This window comes from Candidatus Xiphinematobacter sp. Idaho Grape, assembly GCF_001318295.1.
Lineage (GTDB): Bacteria > Verrucomicrobiota > Verrucomicrobiia > Chthoniobacterales > Xiphinematobacteraceae > Xiphinematobacter.
Genome location: NZ_CP012665.1, coordinates 630,388 through 643,087, shown reverse-complemented (window position 1 = coordinate 643,087; position 12,700 = coordinate 630,388). Strand labels below are relative to the sequence as shown.

Annotated in this window: 10 protein-coding genes; 5 read left to right on the top strand and 5 right to left on the bottom strand. The window is 47.4% G+C overall.

What is annotated here, in order from left to right; translation table 11 throughout:
- The first annotated feature begins 204 nt into the window (after positions 1-204).
- Both AMD24_RS03015 and AMD24_RS03010 read left to right on the top strand, forming a co-directional pair.
- Positions 205-981, top strand: coding sequence for an HAD family hydrolase (locus AMD24_RS03015; protein ID WP_062100601.1), 777 nt, complete (start codon positions 205-207; stop codon positions 979-981).
- A 436-nt stretch (positions 982-1,417) separates the two neighbouring features.
- A complete protein-coding gene (locus AMD24_RS03010) occupies positions 1,418-2,518 on the top strand; it encodes an FtsW/RodA/SpoVE family cell cycle protein (protein WP_062100600.1) in 1,101 nt (366 codons plus the stop codon).
- A 103-nt stretch (positions 2,519-2,621) separates the two neighbouring features.
- Here the strand turns inward: AMD24_RS03010 and smpB are convergent, their stop codons facing one another.
- Positions 2,622-3,086 carry an SsrA-binding protein SmpB gene (gene smpB, locus AMD24_RS03005; RefSeq protein WP_200906702.1) on the bottom strand — a complete coding sequence of 155 codons (465 nt, stop codon included), beginning with the start codon at positions 3,084-3,086 and terminating at the stop codon, positions 2,622-2,624.
- A 97-nt stretch (positions 3,087-3,183) separates the two neighbouring features.
- Positions 3,184-3,402, bottom strand: coding sequence for a DNA-directed RNA polymerase subunit omega (locus AMD24_RS03000; protein WP_062100599.1), 219 nt, complete (start codon positions 3,400-3,402; stop codon positions 3,184-3,186).
- Between the two features lie 214 nt (positions 3,403-3,616).
- Between AMD24_RS03000 and AMD24_RS02995 the strand changes: the two genes are divergently transcribed.
- The gene (locus tag AMD24_RS02995; RefSeq protein WP_062100598.1) at positions 3,617-4,564 is read left to right on the top strand and encodes an NAD-dependent epimerase/dehydratase family protein; all 948 of its coding nucleotides are present in this window, start codon (positions 3,617-3,619) and stop codon (positions 4,562-4,564) included.
- Between the two features lie 73 nt (positions 4,565-4,637).
- Entirely contained in the window at positions 4,638-6,155 is a 1,518-nt protein-coding gene (gene proS / locus AMD24_RS02990) for a proline--tRNA ligase (protein WP_062100597.1), read from the top strand.
- 236 nt (positions 6,156-6,391) lie between these two features.
- On the opposite strand, the gene AMD24_RS02985 is transcribed toward proS, so the two are convergent.
- The 3 genes from AMD24_RS02985 to AMD24_RS02975 form a co-directional block, all read right to left on the bottom strand.
- Positions 6,392-7,525 (bottom strand): LptF/LptG family permease, encoded by a 1,134-nt coding sequence (locus tag AMD24_RS02985; RefSeq protein ID WP_062100596.1) that lies wholly within the window; start codon positions 7,523-7,525, stop codon positions 6,392-6,394.
- Positions 7,526-8,281: 756 nt separating this feature from the next.
- On the bottom strand, positions 8,282-11,560 hold the full coding sequence (treS, locus tag AMD24_RS02980; RefSeq protein WP_082383035.1) for a maltose alpha-D-glucosyltransferase: 3,279 nt from the start codon (positions 11,558-11,560) through the stop codon (positions 8,282-8,284).
- A 102-nt stretch (positions 11,561-11,662) separates the two neighbouring features.
- Positions 11,663-12,337, bottom strand: coding sequence for a phosphopantothenoylcysteine decarboxylase domain-containing protein (locus AMD24_RS02975; RefSeq protein ID WP_062100595.1), 675 nt, complete (start codon positions 12,335-12,337; stop codon positions 11,663-11,665).
- A 70-nt stretch (positions 12,338-12,407) separates the two neighbouring features.
- On the opposite strand from AMD24_RS02975, the gene AMD24_RS02970 reads away from it, so the two are divergent.
- The gene (locus AMD24_RS02970; RefSeq protein WP_062100594.1) at positions 12,408-12,698 is read left to right on the top strand and encodes a hypothetical protein; all 291 of its coding nucleotides are present in this window, start codon (positions 12,408-12,410) and stop codon (positions 12,696-12,698) included.
- Positions 12,699-12,700 lie beyond the last annotated feature (2 nt).

Here is a 12,700-nt window from a genome sequence, read left to right as displayed (position 1 = left end):
GGTTTCTGTCTGAGAATTGCCCAGTCATCTTAAGAAGCAAGTGTGCACTTAACTTGCGACTTGTTTACCGTGCCTGTTTTCTATGGCCCCCTGCTTGGAGTCGGTTTTTCGCTAGAAGTGGTGTTTCTACGGCCCTTGTTCCACAAGGGCAGTCTAACGCCCGTTTATCTTAATCTACACCCCCCCTAAGTTGGGGATCACCCAATGTCTACTATTGCTTTACTCTGTACCGACTTTGACGGCACCCTAATTAATCCATTTTTTCACGGACAGTGCACAGAGGAATTTATGAACAGACTCTTCCGTCACCAACAAGAGGGAGGAATCTGGGTAATTAATACTGGCCGTTCTTTTACATACACTTTAGATGGACTCAGCAAGTTTCGATCTCCTATATCTCCCGAATACATTATCTCGCTCGAACGAGAAATTTATCGTCATATCCCTTCCGGAGGGTGGGAGCATTTTAGCGATTGGACAGAACTAGGGCGTTCTCAGCAAGAAGAACTTATGTTTCAATGCCAAGAATCACTGCAAGAAGTTTATAAACAAGCAGTTCGACACCGGGGGGTGACAGTCGTGCATGAGCAGGAAGCTTTTGTTGGCCTAATTATTCCTGAAGAAAAAATTATGTGCCGGTTCATCCTGGAATTAGAGGAAATTTGTAGAAACTTCCCAAAATTCTCTTTTCAGAGAAACACTGTTTACCTGCGTTTTAGCCATGCTGACTACCACAAGGGGTCCACATTAGTAGAGCTCTGCAGACTCATCAACCTCTCGCAAGAAGCTGTCCTTGCTATTGGAGACAGCTATAACGATCTTTCTATGTTGGACGGAGAGGCGGCAGCCATGTGTGCTTGCCCCGCAAATGCCGTCGCTGCGGTGAAGCAAGCCGTTTCACAGGCAGGCGGATTTGTCGCTTCCAGGACTTATGCTGCTGGAGTAGTAGAAGCCATTGATCACTTTCACGGTCGCGAATAGGTTTCACCCTGATAAACCTCAAAGCGGTATTTTGCGGTGAAATTGCGGGCTATCGATCGATAGAGGCCTCCTGGCAAGATATCTGGTGCTAGAAAATACGTACTGTTCTGCCACTGCAACATCTGTCTGGGAAAAGTGTAAGAAGAGACCCAGGCAGATGGTCTCTCTACCTAGCGAGGTAAGGGTGGGATTGACCTAAGAGTAACGGGTCTCTTCACACAGGTAGATCGCTTGGCGATGGGAAGCTAAAAGTTATGAGCAGCAGAGCTGCTTCGTCGCTCGTTACGAATCATGCGGTATTCCCAAGTTGATGCAAGGAAAGGAGTCATCCGAGAACCAACAGATGTTTTGTCCGGTCCATTTGTTTTTCCCTTACAAGCGGAATTATAGTAGTCCTTTCCACTCCCCAAAAATGGATAGACCAAAAGCTTCCTGCATGCATCCATTTCTCAAGAAACTTCTCGGACTAAACTGGCTTTTGCTGACCCTCACATTGGGGCTGGGGGTCTACGGCATTTATTCCATCTACAGCGCAACCTGGATGCGAGACTTGCGCTTTTACAATTTGCAAATTGCGTGGTTTCTGGTCTCCTTGCCCGTTTTCCTCACATTGACTCTACTGGATTATCACTGGCTCAGGTGGTGTGGATTTCCGCTCTACCTCTTGGGAATTGGAAGTTTGGCGGTCACGTACTCGAGCGCTAAGGTCGTCTATGGCAGTGGCCGTTGGCTTAGCCTCGGTTCTATTAGCTTCCAGCCCTCGAGCCTTGCGATTGTAACGGGTATCATCATGTTGGCTATTTTCTTGCATCAATCACATCGACTACACCCACTTTTTCGCATTATGGTTAGCCTGGTTCTTGTAGGAGTACCTGCGGTCTTAGTACTTCTACAGCCAGATTTAGGGTCTTCTTTGGTGTGGGGATTTACGCTTATGGGAATGCTATTTGTGGCTGGTATTCCTAAGCGCTATTTAATCGTTATGCTACTGGTCACGGTGGCAGCTGTGCCAGTGGTAGTATATTTCGGCCTAAAGCCTTATCAAAGAGAACGGATCACGACTTTCCTAAATCCCGACGTTGATCCACTGAATACCTCCTACAATATAAACCAATCTTTGAACGCTATTGGTTCAGGTGGGTTGTATGGAAAGGGGTTTAGGGCTGAAGATACCCTAAACAAACTTGGATATTTACCAAGGGCAGCCGCCCACAACGATTTTATTTTTAGCGTAATGGGAGAACAACATGGATTTCTTGGTGGACTATGCCTAGTCGTTACATATGCTCTCTTGCTGCTGACAGGCCTCTATGTTGCCTCGCAAGCCGACGATGATTTTGGATGTTTGCTTGCTCTAGGCATTACAATGATGCTTTTCGCACACATTTTCATGAACCTTGGCATGACCGTTGCAGTTACGCCTGTCACGGGCCTTCCGTTGCCGCTCATGAGCTACGGGGGAACCTTCTTGTTTACAGTAATGACCTCTTTAGCTCTCCTACAAAGCATTTGGATCTACCGAAAAGGGCACGGATAGGCTGAGCGGCTGAGCAAGGAAGCTTCTAATAAGGGGGTCGTAATTAGCAGGATACCTTAAAAGGGGGGGTGGTGTTTTGGCGTGTTTTTTATGTGCTATAAGGTTATCTGCGGTATACAGAGGCTACTTCCAGCGCTGCTTCACGTTGTGTGGCTCTCTTTTTCAAGACTTCTCGTTTGTCATAGGAAGCTTGTCCCCTTCCAATAGCCAGTTCCACCTTGATTCGTGCATTTCTCCAGTAAAAGCGCAACGGTACCAAGGAGTAACCTCTTCTTGACACCTTGCCAAGAAGCTTATTGATTTCACCTCTATGGAGGAGGAGCTTGCGTCTGCGCTTAGCCTCATGCTGCTTAGAGCCTGCCCGTTCATAAGGTTGAATAAAAAGATCGTACAAAAACACTTCCCCCCCTTCTACCTTCGCATAAGCAGCCTGAGGGTTAATTAAATTCTCGCGAATGGATTTCACCTCCGTTCCCACCAGAGCGATTCCAGCTTCCACCTTATCCAGAACTGCATAGTTTTGTAAGGCTCTGCGGTTGGTAACAATATCCTTGATATGAAGTTTCACGAACACTTAGAAGAATAGCACCGTCATATACTCCACCAGCAGTAGTGGCGGAAGAAGTACGGTCCTATCAACGCAAAATCAAACAAGCCAGGCACTTTTAATCCACGGCTGCAGGACTGGTAGGATACTGCGGAACTCCAAGCTTCCCAGCCGCTACTTCAGAAAGGGCCACATCAGAGAGTCCCATACCTGATCGAACCGCTACCATAGGGCGGCTACCTGCGTTCAACTGGCGCACGCGCTTGGAAATCATGTTAATCAGGACCGGAGCGTTCTCAACCCTCCTAAAGGCTTCCTCAAGGATTTGGCTATTCATACAACAGCCCCACTGCTAGCAAGATTCTGTTTGCCTGTCAAAGCTAACACAAAGCTAACATATTCTCTCACTTGAATTACTTTCGGAGAAAACCTGGCGCTTCTTCCGCAAGAAGGAGCGTGGACACCATTTCTCCTAAATTCAGCAAAAGTTTAAAGTAGTCTTTAGGAAAAGAGCTTGCCCTATTTCCCACGGTTTTTTTATCCTCCTTAGCATGAGGGTGTTGGTAACAGGAGGTGCGGGGTTTATAGGTTCGCATCTGGTGTCTGCCTTGTCTAAGGAGGGACATGCAGTGGTCATTCTAGATAACTTTAATGACTTCTATGCGCCGAGTCTTAAACTCGTGAATGTTTCCTCTTTCTCGAGTCAAGTTAAAGTGGTGGAGGGTGATATCTGCTGCTCGGCTACCGTAGGTGCGCTTTTTACGCGTTGGCATTTTGACTCCGTGGTTCATCTTGCAGCTTACGCTGGAGTACGTCCCTCTGTTCAGTATCCAACGCTCTACTTGAAGACAAATGTCGACGGTACGTTACAGCTTTTAAAGGCAGCGCACCGAGCAGGTGTACCCAAGTTTTTGTTTGGCTCAAGTTCTTCTGTTTATGGTCTGAAAGAAAAGGTTCCCTTCTCCGAAGGGATAACCCTTTCGCAAACGCTTAACCCTTATGCAGCTAGCAAGCTCGTTGCTGAACAGCTCTGCAGAGATTTTGCTTGTCTCCATGGCATACACGTGGTTTGCCTACGATTCTTCACTGTATATGGCCCGGCGCAACGTCCAGATCTTGCCATTTATAAGTTCACTCAGTCTATTTCTAGAGAAGTTCCAATTCAAAAGTTTGGTGACGGCACTACACAACGCGACTACACTTACGTTGACGATGTCATTCAAGGAATACTGAAGGCTCTGTATTACAAGGGAGAGGTCTTTGAGGTCTTTAATCTTGGGAAGAGTAGTACCACTACCCTCAACGAGCTCATAGTGACCATCGAAGAAGCTCTCGGAAAAAAGGCGCTTATACGGCCACTCTCCGAACAAAATGGTGACATGCCGTACACATGTGCAGATGTCTCAAAGGCGCGTAGGTTGCTCGGCTACCAACCACAAATCAGCATCCCTGTCGGAATCAAAAAATTTGTGAGCTGGTACTTGGAGAAGGTGCAATGAGGATTGCTCTAGAAGTTTCCATCCTTGATAAACAGGGGGGATTTTATCCCCTCCATGGAGCTGAAGGCCCTTTATGAAATCACGACAGGCGATTTCTCCCACCCGTGAAGAAGACTTTTCTGGATGGTATCAATGGGTTATCCAGGTTGCTGATTTAGCAGAGAACTCTGAAGTGCGCGGCTGCATGATTATCAAGCCGTGGGGATATGCACTCTGGGAAAATATACAGGCGGCACTCGATTACATGCTGAAGTCGACCGGCCATCGCAACGCTTACTTTCCCCTGCTTATTCCACTCAGCCATCTTCAGCGGGAGGCTAAACATGTCAAGGGATTTGCTAAGGAATGCGCAGTAGTCACCCATTGCCGTTTAGAAACATATGATGGTGGTAAGTTGATTCCTACTTCTCCTCTCAAAGAGCCATTGATAGTGCGTCCTACGTCAGAAACCATTATCGGATCCACTTTTGCTAGATGGGTCCACTCCTACCGCGATCTTCCTATTCTCCTTAACCAATGGGCTAACGTGGTCCGATGGGAAATGCGGCCTCGTTTATTCCTGCGGACTGCTGAATTTCTCTGGCAAGAAGGCCACACGGTCCACGCAACAGAAGCTGAGGCAACTGAAGAGACTAAAGGAATGCTATCTCTCTATGAGAGCTTTGCTAGAGACTACCTAGCTCTGCCTGTGATCAGTGGAGAAAAGACAATTTCTGAGCGCTTTCCGGGTGCTGTACGCACTTTCTGCATCGAAGCCATGGCCCAAGACCGCAGAGCTGTCCAAGCTGGGACTTCCCATTTTTTTGGGCAGAACTTTTCCCGCGCTTCAGGTATTCGGTTTCAATCGCGCTCCGGACGGTTAGAGTATGCTTGGACTACTAGTTGGGGGGTCAGCACGCGACTGATTGGGACTCTCATTATGGCGCATAGCGACGACAACGGTCTAGTTTTGCCCCCACGGATTGCACCTACGCAAGTAGTTGTCATACCTCTCCTTTCTAAAGGAGAAACACATGCCCTGGTGCTCACTCGTGCAGAGTCAGTTGCCAGAGAACTTCGCAGGAGATATTTCTGCAATCAGCCCATCCGTGTGGAACTTGACACCCGCAACTTGGGGAACGGGGCAAAAAAATGGGAATGGATTAAGAGGGGAGTCCCCATACGCCTCGAATTGGGTTCACGAGACTTGGAGACAGGCTCCGTTGCCATTTCCAGGAGGGATCTCTCTCCCGAGGAGAGATGCTTCTTGCCAGCTGACCAGGCCCTAGCAGAGGTACCCCACCTTCTTGCCAACATTCAAGCAAACCTACTAACTCGCGCTACAAACTTTTGCGAGACGCACACCCACTATATTAATTCCGAAAGGGAGTTCTATCAATTTTTTACCCCTCGGAACACGGAAAAGCCTGAAATTCACGGAGGATTTGCCCTAACTTACTGGAATGACTCTTCAAACATTGAAGAGAAACTTAAGACGGATCTTAAGGTCACCCTCCGCTGTATCCCTTCCAATACCTTTAAAGAATCAGGGATATGCATTTTCACTGGTAAACCAAGTTCCCAACTGGCCCTTTTTGCTAAGTCCTACTGAGAATTAACTCTGTCAGCAAGTAGCACAATTTCTACCAGGCTGGCTGACAAACACTAGAACCCACAGAAGACTCTGCAGAAACTGGATATTTATAAAAAGTAAAAGCAATAAGGCCCTCTGCTTGAGGTCGGATCCTAAGCACTTACTCTATCCATATCATCCAAATGAAGGATTCTATTCAGGCGATGTTAGTTCCGTTCATTTTGTGTAGGTGTGCCATCTTTTGTATTAGGACATTATTCGACATTCCTCAAGCTAGGGATGTCCCGGTTAGTAGAACGCAGCCATAGAAACCAGCAACCAAGGATAGAACATCCTATGAGGGGGGCCCAAGCCGCTACAAACGGGGAAACGTGATTTCCCTCCCCCAAGGCAATGGATACTTTATCCAAAAAGATCAGACAGAAAAAAAGAATAATCGCTATGGTGATATCCCGAAAGAGACTGTAGCGCGAGTAGACGATTCCAAGCGGCCCAGCCAGAAGGATGGCCACCATTGCTTGCCAGGGTAGCGCGAAACGGTATTCCAGGTGCGTACGATAGGGAGCCAGGCGACCTGAGGGAGAATCTAAATTTTGAGCAAGATATTCTCGCAATTCTGGTACAGAAAGGTAATCGGGATTTGTAATCAGGCTGGCAATACGTTGTGGCGTCTCGCTCCAATGCGAGATAGTCAGCCGATCAGAGTCAATTTTCTTCAAGATATTTCCCCGTGGATCTAACTTTAGATGTCGCACCTGCGACAGAGTCCAGTTCCTTTTGAAGGGATCATAGGAAGCTTTCCTGGCAAACCATTCCTCAGTGACTTCACTGCAAGCGTTCTGTTGAACGACTTGCAAATCTTCCACCTGCCATTTAGCCTGCTTCAGGAGGACACGGCGCATGAACCACAGCCGGTGGTCTCGACGGTTTCGGAACATGTGAGCCATGACATAGCTGTTTTTGGTAGTACCCCCCTGCTTTATTTCATTTAGCATCCGCCTCTTTATATGCCGTGCATGCGGGGCAGTGGACCAATTAAAATAGGAAGTCACCCCGACGAGTAGCAGACCCACCGTCAGAAGTGGACCTAACACGCGCAACACGCTTTTTCCAGCAGCCAGCATGGAAATGATCTCATTACTGCGAGACATTGCAGACAAACTATATAGAAGTGCAAGGAGAGTGCCCACAGGGAGAGATAGCACAAGGGTAGCGGGAAGCTGAGACCAATAATACCGGAGCTTAAGAGAGAAACTAGCCCTTCCCTTTAGGAAGGTGGACAAATTGTCGCTCAAGTCAAAGATAAACCAAACCATGGTGAATCCTATGACGCAGTAAAAAAAGGGGGTCAGGAACTTTTTTAAAAGATAGCGATCCAGAATAGTCATCCAAGTCAGCTTCCTCTACTTCGGGGTAATGCTTCTTCCATTTAGTCGACTTACCTGGCTACCGGAGGGCGCTAGGTGTTTTCACTCTGACCACAGTGTCCTGCTATTCTCTCAATCTGAGTCCCAGGCAGTTTCCTTAATCTGAGGGTTAATTCCCTAGTAGAAAATGTTGCTCTTCATTTGATCCTCCTGTCGGGACAAACCTTATACCCTACCTAAGTATCCAGTCTACACCTCTCTTAAACGGTTATTTAACCGCCTAGAGTGGAAGTGCTAATGAATATATCTTTAACATCTAGCCTATGAACGATCCCTTGAAAGAGCCTTTCCTAAGAAAGGGTGATTTGTTTACAACCATTTACAACCAAGTAGTGCGCGAGGGGATATTGCAAAAAATGCATTCGACACCTTCGGTGCATCCAGTCCCTATTGCTGTACACGCTAGCTACCTTAATAGTTCAGTAATAATCCAATTACGAGAATCGTGGCCTAAACTCTGGCTGTTAGAATGACACAAAGGAGAAAAAAGGCCCTAGACACAAATGCTCCAGTAATGAGGGTTTTCTTTACACAGGCAGGCCTTCAATTCTCTGCTCCGGACAAACCAGCGTTAAGTTTCCACAGGTTATCCCAGTACGTTCGTTGTCGGGCAATTACTGGGGGGTCATGCGAGAAGTATAACTGCCCACCACGCACGCTATGTGTGACATGCTAGAGACAATAGTCAGTCAATGAGTTTTTTGGAAAAACGCGAGGCTACTCCGGAGCCTTTTCAGCAGCGTCTTCTGCCCTCACTGCTTCAGTGAAGCGGTTAAAGGTCTCTGTAATAACCCCTCCCCATTCATCAACTGCTTGAAGCATCTGACAGGCAGAACAGAGTGGTATGCCGAGAAGGTCAGGACGGTAACTCAGTTCATACCAGATTTCATAGAGTGCCTTGTCGAGAAGAAAAACCTTGAGAAGAAAAGTAAAATCTTTCTCTGTCCGAGGGAGAAAAGCGGCTCCAGCAACGCCAGCCAAGTATCCTTCCAGGAACGCGGATGTAATGTGGTTTTTCCAAAGATCACACCAGGGAGCAAGCCGGATGTGATCCTCCTGGCGTTCGATGGCCAGCAATGCACTTTGCACAGCATAATCAAACGAGCGTAGCATACCAGCAACATCAACCAATGCGGGGCGCTTGAGCAACCGTTCTCCGAGCGGACGACACGGCTCCCCCTCGAAGTCTAGGATAACAAAATCCTTGCCGGTATTAAGCACTTGACCCAGATGGTAGTCCCCGTGGCCACGAATTTTTTTCGCAGATATCTTTGTTCCGAGGAGCCTTGCGTAAAATGCAAGCAGGCGGGGTGTTGCTGCAATCCAACTTTTAGCTTGCACCTGAAGGGATTCCGGAAGATAAGGGGTCTTGCTGGCCAAGTCTAATTCAGTCCGGCGTGCTAGGCTGCGCAATGTTTGGTAAAGGGAACGCTGGTAAAGATTAGTAAAAGGTTCTGGTGTAAAATTTGTCCCTGGGAGTGTTGCTAAGCATCGGTGAAGCTCGCCTGTGCGCAGGCCAAGTTGGTACACTCGCTCTGGATAACCGGCCATAAGTTCTGGAAGCATTTTGTTTCCCTCTTCTAGAGATGGCGCTGCGAGTGCACCCTCAAAGAAGCGTCCAAGTGAGTCCAGGGTGTATACCCAGGCGTCTCCTTGGTTTGGAACATAAGCAGTGAGTAATGCAATAGTTCCCTGTTGCCTGCTGCCCGTGTAGCGTATTTCACCGCAGTAGCGTGGCACATGTGAAAACCCCACTTCTCCCAATGCTCGAAGGAGATCGGCATCAGGGTTGTGACCAGCTTCATATCGGCGTAGAAGCTTCAAATTAAATTGTTCATTAAAGACTAGTGATGAATTAGATTGTTCACTTCCAAACAATCGGGAGAGGGAAGGTTCTGGACAAATATCCTCTCCTATGCCGAAAAGCCGGGAAGTTCCACAGCGCCATGTTTGTTTTTGTGCGATGAGATTGAGAAAATGTTGCCGCACCTCTTGGACACACAGTGCATCCAAAAGCTTTTCACCGCTTGCGAAGCTAGCTACAGTGGAGTGGGAGCTGATGTCGCTAGTGTCCTTATTTCTGATGGTCAGTGGAACTACATAAATAGCGGTGTGTCCTTGCGTAAAGGCCACCTCTATCAAGAGGATTTGCGTGTACGGATCTTCTTTTGGGGAAAAGCTCTCCATAATGCGAATCTTCCGTAACGCCGATTGTTTTTCCCCAAACCAGCGGCACTTTTGCATATAGTGCGGTAGAATTGTGCGCTCTAGCGCATGGTGGAGCTTTGGCGTCCATTCAGCCGCCTCCGTAAGCAGTGGGGGAGCATTTTCAGTTAACACTCCTTCCTCTTCTACAGAAAGGGGGTGTAGCTGCAACCAATAAAACCCATGTGGTCCAAGAGTAAAAAGATAAGGAAGATTGCTAATGATAGGGAATCGTGTGTTGCCAAAAAGCTCCTCCGGAAATCGGTCGCAGAATTCAGAAAGATCCAAGGAAACCGCCTGGGAATAACGTGAGAGGTTGGCTACCACAAGTAAGACCTGATCCTCTTTATACCGGCGGAGATAGGCTAATACCTTAGAATTCTCTGTGGAGAGAAATTGGATACCTCCAAGGGAAAATGCCGGATGCTTTTGGCGAATTCCTAAGATGCGCCGCATCCACCAGAAGAGTGAAGAAAGATTCCTTCTTTGCACATCTACGTTCACCGTCTCATAGTGAAACTCAGGATCTATGATAATAGGTAGAAATAGCTGCTGGGGGTTAGCGCGTGAAAACCCAGCATTGCGGTCGGCGCTCCATTGCATCGGCGTGCGTACTCCATTACGGTCTCCCAAATAGAAATTATCTCCCATACCGATTTCGTCTCCATAGTACAAAATGGGAGTGCCAGGCAGTGAAAGCAGAAGGGATTTCATCAATTCGATCTTACGGCGATTGTTTCCCAGCAAGGGAGCTAAACGGCGACGGATGCCCAAGTTAATACGGGCCCGGATATCCTCTGCATAAAGACGCACCATGTAATCCCTTTCCTCATCAGAAACCATCTCTAACGTCAACTCGTCGTGGTTACGAAGAAAAATGGCCCACTGGCAATTTTCTGGAATAGCAGGGGTCTGATCGAAAATGTCAGTTAGTGGAAAGCGGTCTTCCATCTGTAACGCCATAAAGAGCCGTGGCATAAGGGGAAAGTGGAATTCCATATGACACTCATCTCCTGCCCCAAAATATGCGGCTGCGTCTTCTGGCCATTGGTTAGCTTCCGCCAGGAGCATACGTCCGGGGAACTTTTCATCCACGTGCTGACGCAGGCGCCGAAGAAAGGCATGTGTTTCTGGCAAATTCTCACACGAGGTGCTCTCCCGTTCAAAGAGATACGGAACGGCATCCAACCTTAACCCGTCAACTCCCAACCCCAACCAGAAGTTTACTACATTGAAGACCGCCTCTTGAACGGAGGGATTGTCAAAGTTTAGGTCCGGCTGATGAAAATAGAACCGATGCCAATAATAAGCTTGCACCACTGGATCCCAAGACCAGTTGGACTTTTCGAAATCACTAAAAATGACACGTGCATCCTCATAACGTTCAGTAGTATCACTCCAAACATAGAAATCTCTTTCAACTGATCCAGGGGGTGCCAAACGTGAACGCTGGAACCAGGGATGTTGATCCGATGTATGGTTCAGAACAAGCTCTGTAATGACGTGCAACCTTCGTCGATGGGCTGCTGCTAAAAAATTACAGAAATCATCCAGTGTACCGTAGCTTGGATTCACTGACAGATAATCGGAGATATCATAACCATCGTCATGTAAAGGCGATGGGTAGAATGGAAGAAGCCAAATAGCCGTTATTCCTAGATCCTCCAAATATCCTAACCTTTTACATAGCCCCTGGAAGTCACCGACTCCGTCGGCTGTGCTGTCGCAGAACGAACGCACATGCAGTTCGTAGATAACTGCAGTCTTAAACCACGGTGGATCTCGTTCCATAGGTACCTTACTCTTGTTACTGCAGTTACACTGCCACCTGACTTACGTGGTGCTCCAAAAAAAGTGGACAATGTGGGCATCTACCCATCGCCTTTGCTCTTGCTATGAAGAAAGGGTAAGGTGCGATAGCCGTTGGCCCAAGTAAAGGCAGAGCTGGATTTTCGTTGGAAAGAGGAGCGAAGTTTCCCTTCCTTCCAGAAAGGCAAAGCCATTATTTCCCAAAGCGCGGCCATTGACGATACATGCGTCTGTTGCACTTTCTGTAATCTGTTGATATCCCCTAGACAGAGCTTCTTCAGGAAGGCCTTCTAGTTCGTACTTCCATCCCACAATATAACTGTGAGGGAACAAGCTCCGAAGCTGTCGGATGATTTTTGGAGTCGGTTCTAGAGTTAATCGCAAACTTCCAGAGCGACTGTCCAGTTTCGTTGGAATGACTTGGATACCATAACTGTTTTCTATTTGAACCACACGAAAATCGCAAAGAGCAGCTGCGTGAAAGACGCTTACTATGTTAGGGAGAACCGATAACTGGTTAAGACATTTCTCCAGGTCCATATTAGTTGAGAATGGAAGAACATTGGCATAAAGCGGACATGGATAGGTAGCACCCGTTCCGCGTAGACAGAATACTTCCCATCCTTTTCCAGTTAAGTGGTTACATAAAAGTGTTCCTAGTTCTCCAGTCGAAAAATTAGTGATACGTCGAACTGCATCGATAGGCTCAAAAGCAGGTCCGCAGGTAACAACGATCCGCCCTTGAAAAAACTTTTGCATACCAAAAGAAAAGACGGCACTTCAAAACTTGAAGCTCAAGTCATACTCCTTACAGAATGATATCAGAGGCATGGGTGGTTTGCCAGACGGCATCGTCGTTAAGAAAATCAATGGATTTTGGCATGCTTGCACTACTTCCGATCCAAGAGGGCAACCGGAGGAAAGGGACAGTATCCTCTTAATTGGAGAGGATGTAAGGGCCAAAGCAGATCTACCATACCGGAGTTTAGCTAAATCGAAAGGTAAGCTGGAACTTACTCCTATAGCTGTCAAGCTATCCCTTTGCCGGATTGACGTAAATATGACAATTTGGGAGGCAAAATTACCATGGGGAAGCCCACACACAACAAATAGAGAGTAGAG